Origin of the sequence: Variovorax sp. RCC_210, from assembly GCF_041355175.1 — a bacterium.
Classification (GTDB): Bacteria; Pseudomonadota; Gammaproteobacteria; order Burkholderiales; family Burkholderiaceae_C; genus Variovorax.
This window is the reverse complement of the sequence record NZ_JBFUPJ010000014.1, coordinates 106504-132043: the sequence shown is the minus strand read 5'-3', so window position 1 is coordinate 132043 and position 25540 is coordinate 106504. Positions and strand designations below refer to the sequence as shown.

At 67.6% G+C, this 25540-nt stretch carries 21 protein-coding genes; 16 read left to right on the top strand and 5 right to left on the bottom strand.

All coding sequences use genetic code 11. The features are described 5' to 3' along the window. The first annotated feature begins 77 nt into the window (after positions 1–77). The 8 genes from deoC (at position 78) to AB6807_RS30300 (ending at position 9929) form a co-directional block, all read left to right on the top strand. On the top strand, positions 78–1202 hold the full coding sequence (gene deoC, locus AB6807_RS30335) for a deoxyribose-phosphate aldolase (protein ID WP_371087464.1): 1125 nt from the start codon (positions 78–80) through the stop codon (positions 1200–1202). A 4-nt stretch (positions 1203–1206) separates the two neighbouring features. Continuing rightward, positions 1207–3636, top strand: a complete 2430-nt coding sequence (locus tag AB6807_RS30330) for an aldehyde dehydrogenase family protein (RefSeq protein WP_371087463.1) — start codon at positions 1207–1209, stop codon at positions 3634–3636. A gap of 135 nt (positions 3637–3771) precedes the next feature. Then, positions 3772–4224, top strand: a complete 453-nt coding sequence (locus AB6807_RS30325; protein ID WP_286516599.1) for an RbsD/FucU family protein — start codon at positions 3772–3774, stop codon at positions 4222–4224. A 4-nt stretch (positions 4225–4228) separates the two neighbouring features. Next, the gene (locus tag AB6807_RS30320; protein ID WP_371087462.1) at positions 4229–5185 is read left to right on the top strand and encodes a ribokinase; all 957 of its coding nucleotides are present in this window, start codon (positions 4229–4231) and stop codon (positions 5183–5185) included. An 11-nt stretch (positions 5186–5196) separates the two neighbouring features. Beyond that, a complete protein-coding gene (locus AB6807_RS30315; RefSeq protein WP_371087461.1) occupies positions 5197–6252 on the top strand; it encodes an ABC transporter permease in 1056 nt (351 codons plus the stop codon). Between the two features lie 12 nt (positions 6253–6264). Next, on the top strand, positions 6265–7266 hold the full coding sequence (locus AB6807_RS30310; RefSeq protein WP_371087559.1) for a substrate-binding domain-containing protein: 1002 nt from the start codon (positions 6265–6267) through the stop codon (positions 7264–7266). 21 nt (positions 7267–7287) lie between these two features. Continuing rightward, positions 7288–8874: a sugar ABC transporter ATP-binding protein gene (locus tag AB6807_RS30305; RefSeq protein WP_371087460.1), complete on the top strand. Its 1587-nt coding sequence runs from the start codon at positions 7288–7290 to the stop codon at positions 8872–8874. Next, complete coding sequence (locus tag AB6807_RS30300) at positions 8871–9929, top strand: ABC transporter permease (RefSeq protein ID WP_371087459.1); 1059 nt, start codon at positions 8871–8873, stop codon at positions 9927–9929. Before AB6807_RS30305 ends, AB6807_RS30300 begins: the two co-directional genes overlap by 4 nt. Positions 9930–9955: 26 nt before the next feature. Here AB6807_RS30300 and AB6807_RS30295 read toward each other — a convergent pair whose 3' ends face one another. Continuing rightward, positions 9956–10984 (bottom strand): SDR family oxidoreductase, encoded by a 1029-nt coding sequence (locus AB6807_RS30295; protein WP_371087458.1) that lies wholly within the window; start codon positions 10982–10984, stop codon positions 9956–9958. Positions 10985–11046: 62 nt separating this feature from the next. On the opposite strand from AB6807_RS30295, the gene AB6807_RS30290 reads away from it, so the two are divergent. Together AB6807_RS30290 and AB6807_RS30285 are read left to right on the top strand one after the other, a co-directional pair. Further along, complete coding sequence (locus AB6807_RS30290) at positions 11047–12042, top strand: AraC family transcriptional regulator (protein WP_371087457.1); 996 nt, start codon at positions 11047–11049, stop codon at positions 12040–12042. A 15-nt stretch (positions 12043–12057) separates the two neighbouring features. After that, entirely contained in the window at positions 12058–12771 is a 714-nt protein-coding gene (locus AB6807_RS30285) for a DUF4375 domain-containing protein (protein ID WP_371087456.1), read from the top strand. Between the two features lie 43 nt (positions 12772–12814). Here AB6807_RS30285 and bla read toward each other — a convergent pair whose 3' ends face one another. Beyond that, entirely contained in the window at positions 12815–13705 is an 891-nt protein-coding gene (bla, locus tag AB6807_RS30280) for a class A beta-lactamase (protein ID WP_371087455.1), read from the bottom strand. A gap of 340 nt (positions 13706–14045) precedes the next feature. Here bla and AB6807_RS30275 point away from each other — a divergent pair, with 340 nt between their 5' ends. The 4 genes from AB6807_RS30275 (at position 14046) to AB6807_RS30260 (ending at position 19647) form a co-directional block, all read left to right on the top strand. Then, the gene (locus tag AB6807_RS30275) at positions 14046–16148 is read left to right on the top strand and encodes a LamG-like jellyroll fold domain-containing protein (RefSeq protein WP_371087454.1); all 2103 of its coding nucleotides are present in this window, start codon (positions 14046–14048) and stop codon (positions 16146–16148) included. A gap of 57 nt (positions 16149–16205) precedes the next feature. Further along, a complete protein-coding gene (locus tag AB6807_RS30270; protein ID WP_116912013.1) occupies positions 16206–16394 on the top strand; it encodes a hypothetical protein in 189 nt (62 codons plus the stop codon). A 41-nt stretch (positions 16395–16435) separates the two neighbouring features. After that, positions 16436–18718, top strand: coding sequence for a phosphocholine-specific phospholipase C (locus tag AB6807_RS30265; RefSeq protein WP_371087558.1), 2283 nt, complete (start codon positions 16436–16438; stop codon positions 18716–18718). A 152-nt stretch (positions 18719–18870) separates the two neighbouring features. Then, positions 18871–19647 (top strand): DeoR/GlpR family DNA-binding transcription regulator, encoded by a 777-nt coding sequence (locus AB6807_RS30260; protein WP_116912014.1) that lies wholly within the window; start codon positions 18871–18873, stop codon positions 19645–19647. A gap of 30 nt (positions 19648–19677) precedes the next feature. Here the strand turns inward: AB6807_RS30260 and AB6807_RS30255 are convergent, their stop codons facing one another. Continuing rightward, positions 19678–21732, bottom strand: a complete 2055-nt coding sequence (locus tag AB6807_RS30255) for a putative bifunctional diguanylate cyclase/phosphodiesterase (protein ID WP_371087453.1) — start codon at positions 21730–21732, stop codon at positions 19678–19680. A gap of 490 nt (positions 21733–22222) precedes the next feature. Here AB6807_RS30255 and AB6807_RS30250 point away from each other — a divergent pair, with 490 nt between their 5' ends. Then, positions 22223–22492, top strand: coding sequence for a hypothetical protein (locus AB6807_RS30250; protein ID WP_371087452.1), 270 nt, complete (start codon positions 22223–22225; stop codon positions 22490–22492). A gap of 234 nt (positions 22493–22726) precedes the next feature. Here AB6807_RS30250 and AB6807_RS30245 read toward each other — a convergent pair whose 3' ends face one another. Together AB6807_RS30245 and AB6807_RS30240 are read right to left on the bottom strand one after the other, a co-directional pair. Beyond that, positions 22727–23632 carry an amino acid ABC transporter substrate-binding protein gene (locus tag AB6807_RS30245; protein ID WP_371087451.1) on the bottom strand — a complete coding sequence of 302 codons (906 nt, stop codon included), beginning with the start codon at positions 23630–23632 and terminating at the stop codon, positions 22727–22729. A 20-nt stretch (positions 23633–23652) separates the two neighbouring features. Next, positions 23653–24441 carry an aldolase gene (locus AB6807_RS30240; protein ID WP_371087450.1) on the bottom strand — a complete coding sequence of 263 codons (789 nt, stop codon included), beginning with the start codon at positions 24439–24441 and terminating at the stop codon, positions 23653–23655. Between the two features lie 167 nt (positions 24442–24608). Here AB6807_RS30240 and AB6807_RS30235 point away from each other — a divergent pair, with 167 nt between their 5' ends. Beyond that, a complete protein-coding gene (locus AB6807_RS30235; protein WP_371087449.1) occupies positions 24609–25517 on the top strand; it encodes a LysR family transcriptional regulator in 909 nt (302 codons plus the stop codon). The last annotated feature ends 23 nt before the right edge of the window (positions 25518–25540 follow it).

Below are 25540 nucleotides of genomic sequence, written 5' to 3'. Positions count from 1 at the left end.
ACAAGAGACATGCCCCTTGCCCGCCTGACACCCGTGCCGCACCCGCGGCGCCCGCGCACCACCGCGCTCCCCACGCCATGACATCCACCTCACTCGTTCGCGCCAGCGGCACGGTGCGCTCGCGCCCGGCCGCGCCGGCCACGGCACTGGCCGCGGCAGCCGCCGCCGCAAAGGCCCCCACCGCCGAAGCAACAGCGCCCACGGCGCAGCCAGACGCCACCGCGCAGCGCAACCCGGCCGCGCAGCCCCACACCGCCGCGCGCAACACCGCGCAGCCCTTCGACAGCGGCTGGTTCGACAACATCCGCATCAACCTCTCGGCCGCCGAGCGCCGCGTGGCCACGCTGCCCGGGCGCCGCTCCGTCAAGAAAGACGCGCAGGCCGGCTGGCTGCTGAAGGCCATCACCTGCATCGACCTGACGACGCTCAACGGCGACGACACGGCCGAGCGCGTGCGCCGGCTCTGCGCCAAGGCGGTGACGCCCGTGCGCCCCGACCTGCTGGCCGCATTGGGCTTCGCGGACCGCGCGCTGCACACGGGCGCGGTGTGCGTGTACCACCGCTTCGTGGCCACCGCGGTCGACGCGCTCGCGGGCACGGGCATTCCGGTGGCGGCGGTGTCCACCGGGTTTCCGGCGGGGCTGATTCCGCACGAGCTCAAGCTCAAGGAAATAGAGGCTTCGGTGCGCGACGGCGCGTCCGAGATCGACATCGTCATCACCCGCGAGCACGTGCTCACCGGCCAGTGGCAGAAGCTCTACGACGAGATGCGCGACTTTCGCCACGCGGCGGGCAACGCGCACGTGAAGGCCATTCTGGCGACCGGCGAGCTGAAGACGCTGCGCAACGTCGCCAAGGCGTCGATGGTCTGCATGATGGCCGGGGCCGACTTCATCAAGACCTCCACCGGCAAGGAAGGCGTGAACGCCACGCCGCTGGTCACGCTGGTGATGCTGCGAATGATCCGCCAGTACGAGGCGCGCACCGGCCTGCGCGTGGGCTACAAGCCGGCCGGCGGCGTGTCCACCGCCAAGACCGCGCTCGACTACCAGGTGCTCATGAAAGAAGAACTGGGCCGCGCGTGGCTGGAGCCCGACCTGTTCCGCATCGGCGCGTCCACGCTGCTGGCCGACATCGAGCGCCAGCTGGAGCACCACGTCACCGGCCGCTACTCGGCCTTCAACCGCCACCCGATCGGATGACCCGATGAGCAGCCAGAACAACAACAGCGTCGCACGCTACTTCGACACCATGGACTACGGCCCCGCGCCCGAAAGCGACACCGACGCACGCCAGTGGCTCGCGGGCCATGCGCAGGGCTTCGGCCACTTCATCGACGGACGGTTCACGCAGGCCGCCGCCGACGCGCGCTTCGAAACGGCCGAGCCCGCCACCGGCCAGCGCCTGGCAAGCATCGCGCAAGGCACCGCGCAAGACATCGACGCGGCCGTGGCCGCCGCGCGCGCCGCGCAGGCCGGATGGCTGGCGCTCGGCGGACATGGCCGCGCGCGCCACCTGTACGCACTGGCGCGCATGGTGCAGCGCCATGCGCGGCTGTTCGCGGTGGTCGAGGCGCTGGACAACGGCAAGCCCATTCGCGAGACCCGCGACCTCGACGTGCCGCTGGTGGCGCGCCACTTCTATCACCACGCCGGCTGGGCGCAGCTGCAGGAGCGCGAGTTCGCGGACCAGGCGCCGCTGGGCGTCATCGGCCAGATCGTGCCGTGGAACTTTCCGCTGCTGATGCTGGCGTGGAAGATCGCGCCCGCGCTGGCGCTCGGCAACACGGTGGTGCTGAAGCCCGCCGAGCTCACGCCGCTGAGCGCGCTGCTGTTCGCCGAACTGGCCGCGCAGGCCGGCCTGCCGCCGGGCGTGCTGAACGTGGTGACCGGCGACGGTGCCACCGGCGCGGCGCTGGTGGCGCACGAAGGCGTCGACAAGATCGCCTTCACCGGCTCGACCGAGGTGGGCCGCCTCATTCGCGAGGCGACAGCGGGCTCGGGCAAGTCGCTGACGCTGGAGCTGGGCGGCAAGTCGCCCTTCATCGTGTTCGACGACGCGGACATCGACGCTGCCGTCGAAGGCGTGGTCGACGCCATCTGGTTCAACCAGGGCCAGGTGTGCTGCGCCGGCTCGCGGCTGCTGCTGCAAGAGGGCATTGCGGGCGACTTCATCGAGCGCCTGAAGCGCCGCATGCAGAGCCTGCGCGTGGGCTCGCCGCTGGACAAGGCCATCGACATGGGCAGCCTGATCGATGCGACGCAGCTGGAGCGCGTGCGTGCGCTGGTGGCCACGGGCGTGCGCGAAGGCGCGAGCTGCTACCAGGCACCGGGCGCGTTGCCCCCGGGCGGCAGCTTTTTTCCGCCCACGCTGTTGACCAACGTGCACCCCGCATCGACCGTGGCCACCGAGGAAATCTTCGGCCCGGTGCTGGTGACGATAACCTTCCGCACGCCCGACGAAGCCGTGGCGCTGGCCAACAACACGCGCTACGGCCTGGCCGCCAGCGTATGGAGCGAAACCATCGGCCTGGCGCTGGGCATCGCGCCACAGTTGCAGGCGGGCGTGGTGTGGGTCAACGCGACCAACCTGTTCGACGCGGGCGTGGGCTTCGGTGGCTACCGCGAATCGGGCTACGGCCGCGAAGGCGGACGCGAGGGCTGCTACGAATACCTGAAGCCGCGTGCATGGGCCGCGCGCAAGCCGCGCACTGCGATCGAGGTGGCACAAGCCGCGAACGAAGCAAAAGAAACGAACAAGGCGCAGCCCAAGCCGTCGTCCGCATTGCCCGGCATCGACCGCACGGCCAAGCTGTTCATCGGCGGCAAGCAGGTGCGGCCCGACGGCGAACTCTCGCACCCGGTGCTGGCCGCCAACGGCCAACGTGCCGGCGAGGTGGGCACGGGCAACCGCAAGGACATCCGCAACGCGGTAGCGGCCGCGCGCGCGGCCGCGGGCTGGTCGAGCGCCACGCCGCACCGCCGCGCGCAGGCGCTGTACTACCTCGCGGAAAACCTCTGGTCGCGTGCCGACGAGTTTGCAGCGCGCATCGCCAGCCTCACCGGCGTGGCCGCCTCCGGTGCGCAGGCCGAGGTCGAGGCCTCGGTGAGCCGCCTGTTCGCCTACGGCGCATGGGCCGACAAGTACGAAGGCACGGTGCACGTGCCGCCGTTGCGCGGCGTGGCGCTGGCCACGGTCGAGCCCATGGGCGTGGTCGGCGTGGTGTGCCCCGACGAGGCGCCGCTGCTGTCCTTCGTGAGCCTGCTGGCGCCGCTGCTGGCCATGGGCAACCGCACCGTGGTCGTGCCGAGCGAGAAGCACCCGCTGGTCGCCACCGACTTCTACCAGGTGCTCGAAACCTCCGACCTGCCGACCGGCGTGGTCAACCTCGTGACCGGCCCCGCCGCCAGCCTGGCGCACACGCTGGCCGAGCATGACGACGTCGATGCGCTGTGGGTGTTCGGTGCGAAGGAACTTTCGCGCAACGCCGAGCGGCTGTCGGTGGGCAACCTGAAGCGCACGCTGGTCGACCACGGCCTGGCCACCGACTGGCACGACGCGGCGGCGGCCGAAGGCCCGGTCTTTCTGCGCCACGCCACGCAGGTGAAGAACATCTGGATTCCCTATGGCGAATGACCTGCGCGCGCCCTTGGCAACGAAGACGAAACCAAGGGAAAGCACCTAATAGCAAACGTTTGCGCAAACGTTTTCTCTCTCTAAGATCGCCGCCACGCGCAACCACAAGAACAACTTCAATCCGAAGGAGACCGCATGCTCAAGTCCATCCATCCGCTGCTCAACGCCGATGTCCTGTATGCCCTGCGCGCCATGGGCCATGGCGACGAACTGGTGCTGTGCGACGCCAACTTTCCGGCCGATTCGGTCGCACGCCAGACCACGCTGGGCCGGCTGCTGCGCATCGACGGCGTGGGCACCACCGAGGCGGCGCGCGCCATCCTGTCGGTGCTGCCGCTGGACAACGCGGTGGACGATCCGGCGCGTCGCATGGAGGTCATGGGCGCGCCCGACGAGATCCCGCCGGTGCAGCAGGAGATGCAGCGCGAAATCGACGCGGCCGAAGGGCGAGCGCGCCCGCTGGGCGCCATCGAGCGCTTTGCCTTCTACGAGGCCGCGCGCCGCGCCTACTGCGTGATCGCCACCGGCGAGCGCCGCTTCTACGGCTGCTTCGTGTTCAAGAAGGGCGTGCTCGCCCCCGAGGCCTGACGCCATGGCCGCGGTTTCTTCACACCCGCACGGCGCGCAGCATGGCGTGGCCGTGCTCGGCATCTTCGTCGCCGACCTCGCCTTCCGCGCGGCCAACCTGCCCGGCGTGGGCCAGACCATCGCCGGCTCGGGCTTTGCCATGGGCCCCGGCGGCAAGGGCTCCAACCAGGCGGTGGCGGCGGCGCGCGCGGGTGCGGGCGTCACCTTCATCTCCAAGCTCGGGCAGGACGCCTTCGGCGCCAACGCGCTGGCGCTGTGGGCGCACGAAGGCATCACGCCGCGCGCACCGCAGGTGAGCACGCAGCCCACCGGCGCGGCCTTCATCTACGTGCACGAGGTCACCGGTGCCAACGCGATCATCGTGGTGCCCGGGGCTGCCGCGCTCATCGACGCGAACGACGTGGACGAGGCCGCCGACGCCATCCGCGGCGCGCGCGTGTTCGTCACCCAGCTGGAACAACCGGCGCTCGCAGCGCAGCGCGGCCTCGAGCTGGCGCGCGCGGCAGGCACGGTGACGGTGTTCAACCCCGCGCCCGCCCTGCCCTTCGACGACGCGCTCTATCCGCTGTGCGACTACATCACGCCCAACGAGCACGAGGCCGCGGCGCTCAGCGGCATCGCCGTGGACAGCATCGACGACGCACGGCGCGCCGGCGACTTCTTCCTGGCCAAGGGCGTGGGCTGCGCGCTCATCACGCTGGGCGACAAGGGCGCGCTGCTGCACAGCGCGAGCGGCTCGGTGCACATCCCCGTGTTCAACGCCGGCGCGGTGAAGGAAACGGCCGGCGCGGGCGATGCCTTCAACGGCGGCTTTGCCGCGGCGCTGGCCGAAGGCGCAACGCCGCTGGAAGCCGCGCGCTTCGGCTCGGCGGTGGCGGCCATCTCGGTCACGCGCGCGGGCACCGCACCCTCGATGCCCACGCGCGCGGAAGTCGATGCGCTCATGAACCGCGCGAGCTGAAAGACATCGCCATGACCTCCAGGTTTTCAGACCGCGAACTCAACTTCCTGGTCGCCATCAACGTGGTGATCCTCGTGGCGGCGACGGTGCTGTCGAAGGGCGACTTTCTCGACGTCTACAACTTCCAGTCCATGGGCGGGCAGCTGCCCGAGCTCGGCCTGCTGGCCATGGGCGTGGCGCTGTCGATGATCTCGGGCAACGGCGGCATCGACCTGTCGGGTGTGGCGCTGGCCAACCTGGCGGGCGTGGTGGCGGCCACGCTGGCGCCGATGCTCGCCTCGCCCGATGCCTCGCCCTGGCTCTACACCGGCTGGTTCGCCGTGGTTGCGCTGGGGGTCGGGCTGGTGGGCGGGCTGCTGAATGGCCTGCTCATCGCGCGCGCGGGGCTCACGCCCATCCTGTGCACGCTGGGCACGCAGTTGCTCTACACCGGCCTGGCCGTGGTGCTCACCGGCGGCTCCAGCCTGCGCGTGGGCGCCGCGGAGCCGCTGTCGGCCATCGGCAACGAGATGGTGCTGGGCGTGCCCATTCCGTTCCTGATCTTCGTGGCGATGCTGCTGGGCACCGGCTGGCTGCTGAAGCAGAGCCCCTTCGGCATCCGCCTGTTCCTGCTGGGCACCAACGCCAAGGCGGCGCGCTACGCGGGCATTTCGCAAAGCCGCATGCTGATTGCCACCTACGCGCTGTGCGGTGTGCTGGCAGCCGTGGCGGGCGTGATCATCGCGAGCCGCACGGCCAGCGTGAAGTCGGACTACGGCAACTCCTACCTGCTGATCGCCATCCTCATCACCGTGATGGCCGGCGTGCGGCCGCAGGGCGGCTACGGGCGCATGGTGTGCCTGTTCTTCTCGGCCGTGGCGCTGCAGCTGCTGTCGAGCACCTTCAACCTGCTGGGCATTTCCAACTTCTTCCGCGACTGCGCCTGGGGCCTGCTGCTGCTGTTCTTCCTGGCATCGGCGCGCTTCGGCCTGGGCGACCTGCGCGCCTTTCTTACCGCTTCGCGCACCAGCGCACCGCCGCACCAGCCCCCTCCTGGCGCGGCGCAACAAAGAACCACCGAGGGCTAGGAGACAAACATGCTGAAGAAAACAAAAATCGCCTGCACCGTACTGGCCCTGGGCACCGTGGCCTTCGCCTCGGCGCTGCACGCGCAAGGCAAGCCGCAGGACATCGTCACCGTGGTGAAGATCACCGGCATCAGCTGGTTCAACCGCATGGAAGTGGGCGTGAAGGAGTTCGGCGCCACCACCCCCGGCGTGGCCACGCGCCAGATCGGCCCCGCCCAGTCGGACGCCGCGCAGCAGCAGCGCCTGGTCGAAGACCTGGTGGCCAAGAAGGTCGACGCCATCGCCGTGGTGTCGATGGACCCGCCCACGCTGGAGCCCGTGCTCAAGCGCGCCATGGAGCGCGGCATCAAGGTGGTGACGCACGAGGCCGACAACCAGAAGAACACCATGGTCGACATCGAGGCCTTCGACAACACCGCCTACGGCGCGCGCATCAACGAGCGCCTGGCCGCGTGCATGGGCCAGCAGGGCAAGTGGACCTCGCTGGTGGGCTCGCTGGGCAGCCAGTCGCAGGTGCAGTGGGCCGACGGCGGCGCCAACAACGCCAAGAAGTACCCCAAGATGCAGCTGGTCGACGCCAAGAACGAGTCGCTCAACGACGCCGAGAAGGCCTACGGCAAGGCCAAGGAAATGCTGCGCAAGCACCCCGACCTGAAGGGCTTCCAGGGCTCGTCGTCGCTCGACGTGCTGGGCATCGGCCGCGCGGTGGAAGAAGCCGGCCTGCAGGGCAAGATCTGCGTCTACGGCACCGGACTGCCGAGCGAGGCGGCCAAGTTCCTGGAGTCGGGCGCGGTCGGCGGCATCGCCTTCTGGGACCCGAAGGACGCGGGCATCGTCATGAACCGCGCGGCCAAGATGCTGCTCGACGGCAAGACCATCACCGAAGGCACCGACATGGGCGTGCAGGGCTACAACAAGGTGTCCGTCAAGAAGGGCCCGGGCGTGGGCATCGTCGTTACCGGCCAGGCGTGGGTCGAGGTCGACAAGCAGAACTACAAGAAATACGCCTTCTGAATTTCCGGGAAGCCCGAGCGCATGACATCTACCGCACCCGCACCAGCACCAGCACCAGCACCCGTACCAGAAGGTGCCCGCCGCGTGTTCCTCGAAGTGCAGGACGTGCACAAGCGCTTCGCGGGCGTGCACGCGCTGCGCGGCATCGACCTGACCATCGAGGCCGGCGAGATCTACCACCTGCTCGGCGAAAACGGCTGCGGCAAGAGCACGCTCATCAAGATCATCTCGGGCGCGCAGCCCCCGAGCCAGGGGCGCATCGTGATCGACGGGCGCCCGCACGAATCGCTGTCACCGCTGGAGGCGCTCACGCTCGGCATCGAGACGGTCTACCAGGACCTGTCCCTGCTGCCGAACATGAGCGTGGCCGAGAACGTCGCGCTCAGCGAGCAGCTGGTCGCCACCGGCGGCAAGCTCGCGCGGCGTTTCGACCGCAAGGCGGTGGCCGCCACGGCCGTGCGCGCATTGCAGACGGTGAAGCTCCCGACCGACGCGGCCTTTCTGGCGCAGCGCGTGGACGAGCTGCCCATCGCCACACGGCAGCTGGTGGCCATTGCGCGCGCCGTGGCCACGCGCGCGCGCATGGTCATCATGGACGAGCCCACCACCTCGCTCACGCAGAAAGAGGTCGACAACCTCGTGCACGTGGTGGAGGCACTGCGCGCGCAGGGCGTGGCCGTGCTGTTCGTGAGCCACAAGCTCGACGAGTGCATTGCCATGGGCGGCCAGGCCATCGTGTTCCGCGACGGCACCAAGGTGGCCCAGGGCCCGATACGCGACTTCACCAAGGCACAGCTCGCGCACTGGATGACCGGCAAGCAGCTCGACGGCGCGCGCTACCGCCACCAGACGCACGGCGGCGATGCGCTGTTGCAGGTCGAGGCGCTGGGGCGTGGTGCGTTGTTCAGCGACGTGAGCTTCACGTTGCACAAGGGCGAGATCCTGGGCATCACCGGGCTGCTCGACTCGGGCCGCAACGAGCTCGCGCTGGCGCTGGCCGGCGTGCAGGGCGCGGACCGCGGGCGCGTTGAACTCGACGGTCAGCACATCGTGCTGAAGACGCCATCGGACGGCATTCGCCAGGGCATCGGCTACGTGCCCGAAGACCGGCTGAGCGAAGGCCTGTTCCTCGACAAGCCGATTCGCGACAACATCGTGACGGCCGTGCTCAACCGGCTGCGCGGTCGCTTCGGCGCGCTCGACGGCAAGCAGTGCCAGGCGCTGGCCGAGCGCACCGTGCGCGAGCTGCAGATCGCCACGCCCGACGTGGACCGCCCGGTGCAGTCGCTGTCGGGCGGCAACCAGCAGCGCGTGCTCATCGGGCGCTGGCTGGCCATCGACCCGCGCGTGCTGATACTGCACGGCCCCACCGTGGGCGTGGACGTGGGCTCCAAGGACACCATCTACCGCATCGTGCAGCGGCTGGCCGAGCAAGGGCTGGGCGTGATCCTGGTGAGCGACGACCTGCAGGAGCTGCTGCAGAACTGCGACCGCATCGTGCTGATGCGCAAGGGCCGCATCGCCAACGACTTCGACGCGCAGGGCCTGGCCGAGAGCGAGCTCTACCACGCGCTGGTTTCCGACACCCCCTCCCCTGCATTCTCATGACGGCCTCCACCATGCAAGCGCATTCCACGCCCGCGCCTTCTTCCGTGGCGCCGCCCCCCCTCGTTGCCAACGCGCCGTCTTCGTGGCGCGGCTGGCTCGCGCAGCGGCCCTCGGTGTTCACGCTGGCGCTCATCGTGCTGGTGTGCCTGGGGGTGGGTGCCATCAACCCGAGCTTCTTCCAGCTGCCGGTGCTGTTCGACATCGTGCGTGCGTGCACGGTGCTGGGCCTGTTCGCGCTGGGCGTGCTCATCGTGCTGGCCGCGGGCGGCATCGACGTGTCGTTCGCGGCCATTGCCGCGCTCACCATGTACAGCATCACCAAGCTCGTGCTGAACTACTTTCCGGACACGCACATCGCCGTGCTGCTGGTGGCGGGCGCGGCCAGCGGCGCGGTGCTGGGCGTGTTCAACGGGCTGCTGGTGCACTGGCTGAAGGCGCCCTCGCTCATCGTGACCATCGGCACGCAGTACCTGTACCGCGGCATCCTGCTGACCTTCGTGGGCACCGTGTTCTTCATGAACGTGCCCGCGCCCATGGACGCCTTCGGCAAGCTCGCGCTGTGGCGCTTCGACACGCCGCAAGGCCTGCACGTGGTGCTGCCCGCCACCGTGCTGGTGCTGGCCGGCGCAGCCGTGCTCACCTGGTGGCTGCTGAACCGCACCCTCATCGGGCGGGCCGTGTACGCCATCGGCGGCAGCCTGGCCATTGCGGAACGGCTGGGCTACAACCTGCGCACGGTGCACGTCTTCGTGTTCGCGTACGCGGGTTTCCTGTCGGGGCTGGCGGGCATCGTGCATGTGTCGAGCACGCGGCTGGCCAACCCCTTCGACCTGGTGGGCAACGAGCTCGACGTGATCGCCGCGGTGATCCTCGGCGGCGCGCGCATCACCGGCGGCAGCGGCACCGTGGGTGGCACGCTGCTGGGCGTGGTGCTGGTCACGCTGATCAACAACGTGCTCATCCTGGCGGGCGTGCCGAGCACCTGGCAGAAAGTGATCATCGGCGCGTTCATCCTGGTGGCGGGCGCGTGCTTCGCGATGCGCAAGCAAGGCTGAAGCCACGCGCCGACCTTTCCGCGGTTTCAGCTCTCCAGCAGCTTCAGCTTCACCAAGCTCTCCGCCGTCGCGACGATGGCCTCCTCGGCCGGGCGCGGGTCCCAGCCGAGCAGGCGCCGGGCCTTCGCGCTGGTGGCGTTCATGTTCACGCCGAGCATCGGCACGATGTCCTTCATGCGCCGGTCTTTCTTCGCGCCCAGGCGAACCAGCCAGTTCGGCAGGCTGCGCGTCGCGACCTTGCTGGCGGCAGCGCCCATGCGCGCGTGAAGCACCTCGGCAACTTCGGTGAACCACATGCTCTGCCCCGCGATCGCCAGGAAGCGCTCGCCGGCGGCGGCCGGATCGCGCATCGCGCGCAGGTGCAGGTCCGCCACGTCGCGCACGTCGACAAAGCCCGAGTTGATGCGCGGCAGCCCCGGCTGGCCGTCCATCATGGTCTTGATGATGCGGATGGAGTGCGAGTAGTCCGCGCCCAGCGCGGGGCCGAGCACCGCCGTCGGGTTCACCGCGGCCAGTTCGAGCCCCCGGCCTTCCTTCGCGATGAAGTCCCACGCGGCGCGCTCCGACAGCGTCTTCGACTTCTGGTACGGCGCGACATCGCCCGTCAGGTCGCTCCAGTCGTTCTCGTCGAAGGGCCTGTTCATCGGTTTGTGGCCGACGCCCACGGCACCGAAGGCGGACGTGAGCACCACCCGCCTGGCCCCCGCATCGCGGGCCGCGCGCAGCACGCGCAGGTTGCCTTCGACCGCGGGGTTGATCCAGTCGTCGTCCGTCGCGTAGGTGCCCGAAGGCGTCGGCGATGCGCCGTGGATCACATAGGCGCAGCCGGTGGCGGCCTCGGCCCAGCCTGCGTCCGCGCCCAGGTCCGCGACCGCGAACGACAACAAGGCGCCGGGCTGCGCGCCGCCTGTCTTCAGGTTCTCGCGAACCTCCGCTTCCCTTGCCAGCGAGCGCACCGTCGTGCGAACCCTGAAGCCCTCGCGCAACAGCGCCAGGATGCAATGCTGCGCAATGAACCCGGTGCCTCCGGTGACCAGCACCAACTCTTGACTCATGTGTGTTCCTCGTAAACATGTATCGACCCGGGGAACGATAGGGGCGGGTCGCCGTACTGTGAATGCTTGAAAGTCCGCTTTGCCTGCGCGATAGTCCGGGCATGAGCGCAGACCCTTTCTCCGACATCCTCCGGCTGACCCGGGCGCAGAGCCTGGTCACGGGCGGTTTCACCGCCGGCGGCGAGTGGGCCATCCGCTTTCCGGCGCCCGACAAGATCAAATTCTTCGCCGTCGTGCGCGGCCATTGCTGGGTTCGGCTCGAAGGGCAAGCGGAGGCGGTGCGCTTCGAAACCGGCGACGTGGGCCTGCTGTCGGCGCCCCGGTGGTCGGTGCTGGCCAGCGGGCCCGACGTGGCGCCCGTCGATGCGATGGCGCTCTTCTCGGGCGCCGGCCGCGCGTCCACGCAGCTGGGCGACGGCAGCGAGTTCGCGCACATCGGCGGCCACGTGCTGCTCGACCCCGTCAGCGGACCGCTGCTGCTGAACGCGCTGCCGCCGTGGATCCACATCCAGGCCTCGGCACCGCAGGCCTCGGTGTTCCGCTGGCTGCTCGACCAGCTGGTGCAGGAACGGGCCGCCGCGGAACCCGGGGCGCAGGTGGCGTCGGCGCAGCTGGCGCAACTGCTGTTCGTGCAGATCCTGCGCGCGCACCTGAAGAACGCGGGGCCGCTTGCCGCGGGATGGTTGCAGGCGCTGAGCGACCCGCGCATCGCCCCTGCGCTTCGCCTGATGCACGACGACCCGGCGCGCACCTGGCACCTCGAAGATTTGGCCAAGGCGTGCGCCATGTCGCGCACCACCTTCGCGTTCCACTTCAAGGCCGTTGCCGGCGTGGCCCCGCTGACGTACCTGACCGAGTGGCGCATGCGCCTGGCCGAGCGTGCGCTGGCCGAAGAGGCCACGCACGTGGCCGTCGTGGCGCAGACGCTGGGGTACGCGTCGGAGAGCGCGTTCAGCAACGCGTTCAAGCGCGTGACGGGGCGCTCGCCGACGGCGTACCGGCATGCGCAGCAGCGCGAGCGCCGCACCGACCCGCGCCTTGCCACTGAAAAAACCTGAAAGCCTTTTCTGAAGATGAGCGAACACCACGAAGCCTTCGCGGCCCTGCGCGTCGAGCGCGTCTCGCTGCACGACGACGCGATGACATTGACTCTTGCCAACGGCACCCGCCACGTCGAACCCTATCGCCGCCACATCAGGCTGGAGAAGGCGACACCTGAACAGCGCACGCAGTGGGTGTTTGTCGACAGCGGCTTCGGCCTGTGCTGGCCCACGCTGTGGCCTGCGGATGCGGTGGGGCTCGTCAACACGCTCGACGTCGCCTGGGAAGCGTCGTACGACGCGGCCATGCACAAGCTCAAGGCCGCCGACTGGAAGCTGGAAGCCCTCAGCGCTGCAGATCAAGACCTGTGCGCGCTGTGGCGGCTCGAGGCCGACATGAACAACGGCGGGTTCCTGCAGTTCCTGGGCAACTGGGGCGACGCCAACTGCCGGATCGCGCTCGCTGCGTTGCGCAAGATGGGCGCGCACCAGGCGCATGCCATCGTTCAGCGCCAGAGAGACATCGTGCAACGCTTCGAGAACGATCCCGACCTGAAGTCGATGTCGGACATCTACGGGCTGCTCACGGCGCAGGAGAACGACGAGCTCGAAGCCCTGGACAACGCGTTCTGGGACTACCCGGACCGGCTGGCACCGCTGGGCCTCGCCTGCTTCGGGTTGCCTGCGCTGCCGTCCTTCGGTTCGGCCGAAACAGCGGGGAGCGGCAAGGAGAACGGCGCAGCGTGAGCATTCGCCGACGGCCAGCGCGCATCTTCACCACCCGTTCACCCTACCCCGCCAACGCCCCCACCGCGATGCGCGTGGCCGCGGCCACCACGTCGTTGCGCGTCTTCGCATCTTTCTGCGCGAACGTCAGGTACACCGACAGCACCAGCGGCTCCCCCGCCTGCGGCCACAGCACGCCCACGTCGTTGTTGCTGCCGTAGGAGCCCGCGCCGGTCTTGTCGGCCACCTTCCAGCCCGCGGGCACGCCGGCCACGAAGCGGTCTGCGCTGGTGGTGTTGCCCAGCAGCCAGGTCTTGAGCTGCTCGCGCTGGCCCGCGCCCAGCGCGTCGCCGAGCACCAGCCGCTGCACGCTGTCGGACATGGCCGCGGGCGTGGTGGTGTCGCGCAGGTCACCGGGAATGCTCGTGTTCAGCTCGGGCTCGGTCCGGTCGAGGCGAAAGGCCTGGTCGCCGATGCGGCGCGCGAACGCCGTCACCTCGGCCGGGCCGCCCACCAGCTTCAACAGCACGTTCGCGGCGGCGTTGTCGCTGTACTGGATGGTGGCCGCGCACAGCTCGGCCACGCTCATGCCGGTGGCCACGTGCTTCTCGGTGATGGGTGAATTCGCGATCAAGTCGGCCTTGCCGTAGCGCATGGGGCGCTGCAGCAGGCTGGCGTCTTGCGCGCTGCGCTCGAGCACGCTCGCGGCCAGCATCAGCTTGAAGGTGCTGCACAGCGGAAAGCGCTCGTGCGCGCGGTGCTGAACGCGCACGCCCCGTTGAGTGTGGAAACCCACCACGCCGAGCCGGCCGCCGCAGGAACGTTCGAGCTCGGCGAGTTGCGCTTCGGCGGAAGACTGCGCGCCGCTGCGCGACCACGCGGTGCACGCGCTGGCAAGCGGCAACGCGGATGCGGCAAGCAACAGGGTGCGGCGCTGGACGATGGAGTTGGTCATGGCTTCGTTCTTTCTTTCTGCAAGTGGATGTTCAGGGATGCGATGAAAGGCATCGTAGAAGCGCGCACCGCGCTCATCCAGCAACCCGCACGTGCTCGGCGTCCCGGCTGTATCCGCTGTAACGGCGCCTGGGCACCGAACGCGGCAACCCCTCTTTTCGCAGAAGCCGGCAATCGCCGTTCTTGTCAAACCGCTGTCACCTGAAGAACGCAACATCTGCGGCATTCGGAGCATTTGTGTGTTTTGTTGCAAATACATTTCCTTGCACAAACACATGCCGATGCCACGTTCCGCACGGCGCCGCCGCGCGGGGCGCCCTTGGTTTCTTCAGGAAAAAAACATGATCAGAGGAATGACCGCGCGCAGCGGCCTGGCGGGGGGAAGCTTGTGCATGGCGCTGCTGCTTGCAGCGTGTGGTGGTGGCGGCGGTGGCGGCAACGGCATCGGCCTGCTGCCCATCACCCCGCCCACCTCGGGCGGAGGCGACAACGGCGGCAACCCGCCCGCACCCACCGTCAACCAGGGCAAGAGCGGCCCGAAGGCATTGATCGTCGAAGTCGACGGCCTCACCCATGCCGCGCTTCGCGATGCCATCGCGCAGAAGAAGGCAGCGGCGCTGCAGTCGCTGCAGCTCGCTCCCGCCTGGACTGGCGGCGCCAACGGCACGCTCACCGAGCAGCGCCTCGCCGACGGCCCCGGCTGGGCCACGCTGGTGACCGGCACCTGGGCGCAGCGACACGGCGTGCGCTCGGACGCTGCCGGCCAGCGCATCGACGTCAAGCTCGCACCGTCCATCTTCGCCATGGCCAAGCAGAAGACGGCGGCGGGCTACACGACCGGCGTCATCACCGCCAACCCGGTGTACGCCCCGCTGCTGGCCAACGAGCCGGGCAGCGTGGACACCGCCTTCGATTGCGCCGGTGCCGACAGCTGCGTGACCGAGCACGCCGCGCAGCGCATCGACGCGGGCGACGACCTGCTCGTGGCGCAATACGGCGCGCCGGCCGCAGCAGCAGGCGCCGGCCTTGCCAGCGACGCCTACCGCCGCGCGGTGGCCGACACCGCCACCGCCATCGGCCAGTTGCTCGCGCACGTCGCGCAGCGCACCGCCAACGACGCCAAGGAAGACTGGCTGGTGATCCTCACCACGGGCCATGGCCTCGACGGCTTCGGCACCGCCACCGGGCTGCAGTCGATCGACAACAAGACGGTGTTCATCGCGAGCAACAAGACGCTCGCCAGCCTGCCCGGCACGGGCGCTGCCGCCCCCACCGACACCACGCTGCTGCAGCTCGCCGCCGCCACCGACATCGCGCCGACCGTGCTGCGCCACCTGGGCGTGACGCCTGCGGCGGCCGACTACACCTGGAGCGGCGTCGCCCTGCAAGGCGCCACGAGCATCCGCGAATTCACCGCGAAGGCCGGCGCCGACAGGGACAACGTCGAACTCGCCTGGAAGCTCGCCGGCAATGCCAGCGTGCCCGTGCAGGTGCTGCGCGACGGCAAGCTGGTGGCCACGCTGGCGGCGGGCAGCACCTCGTATGTCGACTACATCGACGCCGCCACCGACGGCAGCTACAGCTATCGCTACACGCTGACGGCCGGCGACACCATCGTCGCGCTGGACATGCAGATCGCCTACGTGAAGCCGGTGCCGCTGGCCCCCACGCTGGTCAACGGCCTGGTGAGCTACTACCCGCTCGACGCACTGCCGGGCGTGGACAGCAAGACCGGCGCCTCCACCCTCGCGCCCTGGGCCGCCGATGCGGATGGCGGCTCGCTGGTGACCGACGACGGCATGCGGATGCGCGATCGCGCCAAGGCACTGCGAGTGAACAGCAAGGTGATCAACGCGAGCGGCATGGCCGGCTACCGCCTGAAGCAGGCCACCGACGTGACCACCGACGCGGGCACCACCGCCTTCACCATCGGCTTCTGGATGCGCACCGACGCTTCGTGCAGCCAGGGCGTGAGCAACGGCGGCTCCGTCATCGCCAACAAGAACTACGACACCGGCGTCAACGAAGGCATTGCCATCGGCCTGTTCGGCAGCTGCGAGCTGCGCTTCAACACCGGCACCGGAAGTGTCCGCGGCGAAATCGCAGGCGCGCACTACGTGAGCGCCGGCCAGTGGGCCTACGTGGCCATGGTGATCGACAAGGCGGCGCTCACCATGAACGGCTACGCCGTCGACCCGGTGCGCGGCGTGCAGACCGGGAGCAAGGCGCTCACGCCCGAGCTCATCGCCAAGCTCGGCGGCCTGAAGAACGGCATCGGCCTGAACGAAGACGGCACCGGCCTCTACTACAAGCGCCAGGCCTCCTCGCCGCGCGGCGCCATGGACTTCAACGAGTTCGCCATCTGGAACCGCGCGCTCACCAAGGACGAGATTTCCAGCATCTACAAGGCGGCCCGCCCGCTGTCGACGCTGCTCGTCCCCTGAACGCTTCCCGTGTCTTGCCCCCTGCTCCACAAACACTGCACAACAAAGGATAGACCCATGAAATCTGCATCCCTGAGCGCGCGCCTGCTGGCCGCGCTGATCGTGGCCAGCGCGCTTTCCGCCTGCGGCGGCGGCAGCGGTGGCGGTGGTGGCGTCGTCGGTGGCCTGCCCACCACGCCGACGACACCCACCACCCCGCAACAGCCCGACACCGGCACCGCGCCCGTGAAGAGCTGCGCGCCCTGAAGCCCCACGGAATCAATGACATGAACGACAAGACCAAGCCAATGAATTCGCGCCGCAAGTTCCTCACCGGCACCGCCACCACCGGCGCCGCCGCCCTCGCGCTCTCGGCGTTTCCGCCCAGCATCCGCCGCGCGCTGGCCCTGCCGGCCAACAACGAGACCGGCACCATCATGGACGTCAAGCACGTCGTGATCCTGATGCAGGAGAACCGCTCGTTCGACCACTACTTCGGCGCGATGATGGGCGTGCGCGGCTTCGGCGACCGCTTCACCATTCCGCTGCCTGGCGGCCTCAACGTGTGGCAGCAAAGCGATGCCAACGGCAAGCCCGTGCTGCCCTACCACCTCGACCAGAGCAAGGGCAACGCCCAGCGCGCGAGCGGCACGCCGCACAGCTGGGGCGACGCGCAAAACGCCTGGGACGGCGGGCGCATGTACCAATGGCCGCGCTACAAGACCAACGCGGCCATGGGCTACTTCCAGGAGGCCGAGCTGCCCTTCCAGTACGCGCTGGCCAACGCCTTCACGCTGTGCGACAGCTACCACTGTGGCATGCACACCGGCACCAACTCCAACCGCCTGTTCCACTGGAGCGGCACCAACGGCCCCTCGGGCCAGACGGCCACGGGCCTCGCCGGCGTCGCATCCATCGACAACACCTGGGAGAACCTGCGCGAACCGTGGGACCCGACCGACAACCCCAACGTCGACTCCACCCAGTACGGCTGCAACTGGAAGACCTACCCCGAACGCCTGGAAGACGCCAAGGTCAGCTGGATCGTCTACCAGAACCTGCCCGACAACTACACCGACAACCCGCTGCACGGCTTCAAGCAGTTCCGCGTGGCGAACAAGCTCTCGGGCAAGAACGATGGGCGCTACGACGGCGATGCCAGCCCGCCCGCCGGCGTGAGCGTGCCGGCCTACGACCCCGCCACCGACGACGCGGGCAACCCGCTGTACAAGGGCGTGGCCAACACCATGCCCGACGGCGGCTTCCTGGGCACCTTCAAGCAGGACGTGCTCAACGGCAAGCTGCGCGATGTGTCGTGGATCGTCGCGCCCGCCGCGTTTTCCGAGCACCCCGGGCCGTCGAGCCCCGTGCAGGGCGGCTGGTACATCCAGGAAGTGCTCAACGCGCTGACCGCCTCGCCCGAGGTGTGGAGCAAGACCGTGCTCATCGTCAACTTCGACGAGAACGACGGCTTCTTCGATCACATGCCTTCGCCGTCGGCACCCTCGCTCATCAACCCCACCGACCCGAAGAGCGCCGCGGCAGGCAAGACCACGCTGTCGGACGCCGACGTGGCCTTCGAGCGCCACAACTACCCGCTGGTGGGCAGCACCACGCCGCCTGCGGACGGCCGCGTGTACGGCCCCGGCCCGCGCGTGCCGATGTACGTCATCTCGCCGTGGAGCCGTGGCGGCTGGGTCAACTCGCAGGTGTTCGACCACACCTCGGTGCTGCGCTTCCTGGAAGCACGCTTCGGCGTGAAGGAGCTGAACATCTCGCCGTTCCGCCGTGCGGTGGCCGGTGACCTGACGAGCGCCTTCAACTTCGCCACCCCCAACAACGAAGTGCTGCCCACGCTCGCGGGCACCCGCACCAAGGACGAGGCGACGAACCTGCGTGTCGCCCAGCAGGCGCTCCCCGCCATCGTGCCGCCCACCAACGCCACGCTGCCCAAGCAGGCCACCGGCACGCGCCCCTCGCGCGCCCTGCCCTACGAGCTGCATGTGAGCGGACGCGCCGACGCCGCCAACGGCGCCATGCGCCTCATCTTCTCCAACACCGGCAAGGTCGGCGCCGTGTTCCACGTGTACGACAAGCTGCACCTCGACCAGCTGCCACGCCGCTACATGGTGGAGCCCGGCAAGATGCTCGACGACGTGTGGAGCGGCACGGCCGACGCCGCCGGCAACTCGTACGACCTGTGGGTGCTCGGCCCCAACGGCTTCCACCGCCACTTCAAGGGCAACCTCGACACCCTGCGTGCCGGCGGCGCGGCCAACGCCGAAGTGCGCGTGTGCTACGACGTGGCCAACGGCAACGTGTACCTGGAGATGCTCAACGGCGGCACCGGCGCCAGCACCTGCAACTTCACCGTGCGCGCCAAGGCCTACCGCAACGACGGCCCGTGGGGTGCCACCGTGGCCGGCGGCGCCAAGGCCGAGCAGCTGTGGACGCTGGAAGGCAGCGGCCACTGGTACGACTTTGCCGTCACCTGCGACGCCGACCCGACCTTCTACCGCCGCTTTGCCGGCCGCGTGGAGAACGGAAAGCACTCGGTGAGCGATCCGGCCATGGGGCGCGCGGACCTCTGAGCACAAAACCGGTGGGGGCGGGCGGCTACAGGCGACCGAGCCGCCGCGCCCACCGGCACAATGGCACCGCTCGCGTGCCTGCTTGCATCTGCAAACCGGGGCGGCCGTCGCACAGACGCCGCCTTTCTTTCTTTGTCAAACGCCGGTATTTCATGCTCCAAGAAGAACGATTCCTGCGCATCCGCAGCCTGCTCGCCACCTTCTCGCGCCTGAGCGTCGAGCGCATCGTGCAAGACCTCGAGGTGTCGCGCGAGACCGTGCGGCGCGACCTGCTCGAGCTCGAGGGCCTGGGCGAGCTGCGCCGCGTGCACGGCGGCGCCATTGCCACCAGCGCCGAGCCCGAGCCGCCGCTGGCCGTGCGGCTGGTGGCCCGCCAGCGCGAGAAGCGCGCCATTGCCAAGGCCGCCGTCGCGCTGCTGCGCCCGGGGCAGACCGTGTTCATGGACGCGGGCAGCACCATGTCGATCTGCGCCGAAGAGCTGGCCACGCTCAGCGGCATGACCGTCATCACCAATTCACTGAACATCGCGCTCAAGCTCGCGGGCGCGGGCGAAGGCCGGCTCACCGGGAACAAGACCATCCTGCTGGGCGGCGAGATCGATGTGCAAGGCCAGGCCACCTGCGGCGACACCACCGTGGAGGCCATTCGCCGCTACCGCGCCGACGTGGCGCTGCTCTCGCCCGTGGGGCTGCACGCCAAGCACGGCGCCATGAGCTTCGAGCACCACGAGGCCACCATTGCGCGCGCCATGGCCGAGCAGGCGCAGCAGCTCATCCTGCTGGCCGACCACGCCAAGATCGGCCAGGCCAGCCGCGTGACCTATGCGCGCGCGGCGGACATCGGCGTGGTGGTCACCGACGCGAAGGCGCGCGACCTGCCGGGCATGGCGGCGCTGCGCAGGGCGTGCGAGCAGGTGGTGCTGGCCTGACGTTGCCGGCGGGCAGTCCGAGGCTCCCCCTCAGGCCTGCGCCGCGGAAGCGTCTTCGCGCTGCACCGCCCACGCCATCACCTTGTCCAGCGGCGCCGGGCGCATGAAGTAGTAGCCCTGCAGCAGCGGCGAGCCCAGCGCGTTCAGCGCCTCCAGCTCTTCGCGGTTTTCCACGCCCTCGGCCACCACCTCGATGAAGAGCGACTGGCCCAGCCGTATCACCGCCTCCACCATCAGCCGGCTGCCCGGCGACGACGCCAGGTTGAGCACGAAGCTGCGATCGATCTTCACCTGCCGCACATGCTCGCCGCGCAGCGACGCGAGCGACGAATAGCCCACGCCGAAGTCGTCGATGACGATGGCGATGCCCGCCTCGGCCAGCGCGCGCAGCCGCGTCTTCGCGGCCGACGTGTCCAGCGCCACCTCTTCGGTGATTTCGATCTGCAGCCGGTGCGGCGGCAAGCCATGCCTGGCGAGCGCCTCGAGCACGATGGCGTCCACCGGCAGTTGCGACATCTCGCGCGGCGACACGTTCATGGCCACTGGCACGTCGGCGAAGCGCACGCCGGCCGAAGTCAGCTGGCGAAGGCCCAGACAGATTTCATCGAGGATGTGCCGCAGCAGCCGCTCGGCCAGCCCCGTGTTCGCGGCCGCGTAGATGACGTCGGCCGGCGCCACCCAGCCATGCCGGGGGTGCTGCCATCGCAGCAGCGCCTCCAGGCTGTGCAGCCGCCGCCCGCCCTCGGCCAGGATGGGCTGGTACCACACGCAGATGGCGCGCGAGGCAATGGCCTCGGCCAGGTCGCGCTCGATGTCGCGCCGGCTCAGCAGGCGGCTGTGCAAGGCTTCGTCGAAGCGGTGGCAGCGGTTGCGGCCGCGGCGCTTGGCCTCGTACAGCGCCTCGTCGGAAAAGCTCAGCATCTCGGCCACCGAGCAGTCGTGCTCCGTGCAGATGCCCACGCTCACGCCCAGCTGGCCGCCGTAGTGCGAGGTCGCTTGCCCGATGGAAGCGATGAGCTCGCCCGCCACCCGCTCGGGTGCGTCGTGCGTGCCGTGGGGCTGGTAGAACACCGCGAACTCGTCCCCGCCCCAGCGGCCCACCACCGCGTCGTGCGGGGCGAGCCGCTGCTGCAGCCACTGGCCCACGTCCTGCAGCACCTGGTCGCCCGTCTTGTGGCCGAAGGCGTCGTTCACCGCCTTGAAGCCGTCGAGGTCGAGCATCAGCGCGGCGGCGGCCGCAGCATCGGGCTCGCGCCGCGCGCCCCTCGCGCGGCAGAAGCGCGAAGCCGCTTCGAAGAAACCTTCGCGGTTGAGCAGGCCCGTGAGCGAATCGTGGTTGGCCCGAAAGTCCAGCTCGCGCGCGGCGCGGGTCGACTGCGCATGCGTTCGCCGCAGCTCCGAGGCCATGAACAGCGCCTCGTTCTTCAGGCGGCTGCTGGCGCGGAACGCGCGGTCGCCACGCACCGATGCGTGAACCAATGTCGCCAGGTACACCGCCACCATCAGCGCCAGCACGTTGTGATGAAAGCCACCCGCCCACAGCAGCCACCCCGTGACCGACGCGAGCGCGGGCGACACGAAGGCCACCGGCACCTGCGCGTACGCCGCGCTGTAGATGACCGAGCCCGCGCACACGCCGCACATCACCGTGAGGAAGAACAGCGTTTCCTCCGGCACCGCCTTGCTGCAGAACACCGGCAGCAGCGCCCACACGCAGCCCGAGAAAAACGACGACAGCGTGACCCGGCGCAGTTGCCGCGCGATAGCGCTTTCGTCGAGCGTGCCGGCGTCGTCGTCTTTGGCGGCAGCGTGCACCGGGCGCGAAACGAAGGCGCGCAACGCATTGGAAAGCACCACGAGCAGCAGCCACGCGAGCGGCAGGGCCCACGTACCCGGTGACCGCGTCGCGTGCGACGAATACAGCGCCACCACCGCCGCGGCAGTGCCCACCGCCATGCCCGAGGGCACCACCGCGCGAACGCTGCGCCGCACCGAAAGCAGTTGGTCGGCCCGCACCATCCTGTCGAGCGCGGCGTGGGCGGTCGGGTGAGGTGGAGCGTGGCTCGTTGCGTCGAAATCGACCATGTGTTGACTGAAGGCGCCGCGCCGTAGCCCTAGGATGGGGCCGACAACTGACAACGCCTCGCCTCCCGTTGTCATTCGGTGGCAAAAGTTACGCGCTGAGACTCGGCGATTGCCACCGTGTCGCGTGGTCGTTGTCCGACATGAGGAGTACCAACGGCTACCAAAGGCCTCTGCATTCGGCGCGCACGCGGTGCGGCCAAAGCTGCATTTGTTGGCGCGAATGGAAGTTGCGTGATGTGCAAGGTGCGGCGCCGATGGCCGCTCTTGCCTAAAGTGGACGCCCTTGTCACTCAATTTCCCTCCGAGGAAACCCGGAAAGGCGCCACACACAACCACATCGATTCCTGAAGGGCTGCTTGCCTCGCGGCAGGTTGTCGGTGCGAAAGCATCGATGCAGAAAGCGAGGTATCAAAGGCGACGGCCAAGGTGCTAGGAACACCCCAGCCGTCTAACCAAAAACGTGCAACCCACTCTAAGAAAACGCACATCAATGGCTAAGAAGACTATAGCCCGGCCTCGCACGCCGGTATCCCCCGAAGAGAACGCCCAGGAACCGGCGGATCTCCTCGAAAACATCCTCTCGCAACTCGAAGCGCTCCTGTGGGTGTGCCACGGAGAAGGCATCGACTGGTCCACCGGGGAAGGGCCACGCCAACTGGACAACCTGCTCTGGCTTGCAGCCGACATGGCGCGCGAGGCCGGGGAGCTGTTTCAGTTGAGCGAGAAGGCGCGCATGGCGGCGCCTGAGACCGGCGGGTAACGGCTGGTCTGGCGGGCTGTGAGGTTCATGGCCCGCCTTTTGGATCTCTGGGTTTGCCAGGTCGTCCTTGGGTTCGGGACGCGTGAACAGGCCGACGGGTACTTCCCTCCGCGAATGTCCCCCGCCTTCGGCTCCTCCTTTATTTCGCTGCGGGAAGCACCCGACGCCCTGTTCACCTGAGCACGCTGCTGCTCAACCGCGATCGATGACTGCACTGCATCACTTGAGCTCGTCTCAATAGTCCGACGAGTTTGGTGAATCGGTCGGCTTGGCTATCACCTTTGCCAGCGCTTCGCTCATCGGGAAGTGCAGGTTCACGCCACGCGGGGGGATCGGCGACTGGAACCACTTGTCGTACAGCGCTTTTATTTCTCCGCTTGCAAACAATTTGGCAATGGCTTTGTCGGCAATGGCTTTGAATTCAGGCTCGCCACGGGGCAACATCACTGCATAGGGGTCGCGGCTCAATGCGTCGGAACTCAGAGAAAAATCGGCGGGGTTTTGTGAGAACGAAATTTGCCCGACGAGATTGATGTCGTCTTCGAAAAACACATCGGCTCGGCCTGATGTGAAGGTCAGCATGCTGTCTGAGAAATCTTTGGCCTGAATGAGGTTGAGGCTTAGATTATCTTTTTTGTCTAGCGCTCGGAGTTTCAGAACCGTGTTTGAGCCGGTGGTCGCGACGACCGTTTTTCCTTTCAGGTCCTTGATTGCGTTGAGCTTGTCTGACTTGCGCGACACGAATTTGGTGCCGACCACAAAATACGTATTGCTGAAACTCACCAGCGCTTGGCGTTCCGGGTTATTGACCGTCGTGCCGCATTCGAGGTCTATGGTTCCATTCTGAATCAGCGGAATTCTGTTCTGCGATGTGACTGCCTGCCTTTTGACAGACAGATTGGGGCTGCCGATGGCGGTCTTGACGTCTTCTACAATTTTCTGGCAAATGTCTTGCGCATAGCCGATGGGCTGGCCGTTTCCGCCGAGGTAAGAAAACGGAATCGAAGATTCGCGGTACGCGACTGTGATGAAGTTTCTTTCCTTGATCTCTTTCAATCGTCCGGTCAATTCGGCTGCGTTCGACTGAATGGAGACGAGCGAACAGGCGGCTGCGGCAATGCAAACAATAAGGGGCTTCATTTTTTATTGGGGTATGGAGTTCAAGAAGAAAAATCCGGGTCGGTTTTCTGGAGCCTTCGCTTCACGCTCTCCAGATGCTGTACGGCGCTCTCGTCTCCCCCGGCACGCATCTGGGCGTAGGTGGCCGCGGCCACCTTCGGGTGAACGGGAACGAGTTTTCTGCCCGTCGACTCCGCCAGCACCTGCACTTCGCATGCCCGTTCGAGGTAATACAGGTCGTTCCAGGCCTGCGCAATGGTTTTGCCGACGACCATCACGCCGTGATTTCGCATGAACACGACATCGGCATCGCCAATTGCAGCCGCAATTCGGTCGCCCTCCTGCGCATCGAGCGCCAAGCCGTTGAACTCATCGACGGCGGTGCGTCCGTAGAATTTCAGCGAGGTCTGGCCGGCCCATTGAAGCGGCTGGCCCTCGACCATTGCAAGGCTTGTGGCGTAAGGCATGTGGGTGTGAAATGCCACCCGGGCACGCGGCAGGTTCTTGTGAACCCGGGCATGAATGTAGTAGGCGGTAATTTCAGGTGCCCTGTCGCCTTGAACGACATTGCCTTCGAAATCGCAAATGATCAGGTCGGACGCGCGAATTTCTTCGAATGCCAGGCCGAACGGGTTGACCAAAAAATAATCGTCGATGCCGGGCACCACGGCTGAAAAATGGTTGCAAATTCCCTCTTCCATGCCAAGATTCGATGCCATGCGAAAGCAGGCGGCCAAATCGATACGGGCTTGCTGCACCTCGAAATTCTCGAACATGCGGGGGTCAGCTTTTTTCGGTGCGGTGTTGCCTGCCGCCAATGAGTGGGCCATTTTTTAATTCAGGATTTAATTCGAGAGTCCGGCTGAAATTTCATTCGTTGCGTCGTGGATCGCTCAAGAAATGGAGGTTTCTTGACGCAATGAAGTCTGCGGCCGCGCCGTTTGACCGTCAAATTAGAAGATGACGGAACGCGATAAGCTTTTCTTATGGGTTCGCTATGAGGCTCAAACACATCGAAGTTTTCAACGCCATCATGCTGTCGGGCAGCGTGAGCGCCGCGGCGCGCATCCTCAACGTCACGCAACCTGCGGTCACGCAAACGCTCAAGCACGCGGAGCAGCAACTCGGCTACGCGCTGTTCCTGCGAGAAAAAGGAGGGCTGAAGCCGACGCCGGAAGCGCGGCATCTGTATCTCCGCTCGAAGGAAATATTCGAGCAGGTAGACGAACTGAGGCGCTTGGCGCAGTCTTTGAAGACAAGCAACCTGTCGCAATTTCGAATCGCCATCGTGCCGTCGCTGTCCACCAAATGCCTGTCCACCGCCTTGAGCCTTTTCAAGACGCGGCATCCAAACAGCGCGGTGTCCATCAAGATCCTTCATTCCGACGAAATCGCCAGGGCGGTGGCGTTGCAGGAATTCGACCTGGGTATCGCCTACGGCGAAATTGACTTGCCTTCGGTGGATTCCGAAGTGCTGGGGGTCGGCCATCTGGTCTGGGTCGAGGCCGCGCCTGCCGGGACGGCCGGGCACGTCGAGACCACCGACATATCGATTGCCGAAATGGCCAGCCGCGAGTTCATCGGCATCGACAAGGACGACCCGGTCGGCAAGGTGCTGCTCGGGCACCTGTCCGAGAGCGCGGTGTTCTCGCAGATTCGCCTTTCGGCGCAGACCTACCAGTCGGCCTTGCTGCTGACGCTCGATGGTTTCGGCCCGTGTGTGATCGACTCTTTCACCGCCGGCTTTTCGCGCGACCCGACGCTGTCATGCCGAAGCGTCTCGCCGCGCATTCCGGTGGCGGTGTCGGCGGTGTCCGTTGCCCAAGGGCGGCAACGCGGAGATTTCGACGACTTCTTGCAGGCCTTCAAAACAGCGTTGATTGGGGGCGGGGACAACGCACCCTAGTGGCGGCAACCGCACGCTGCAAC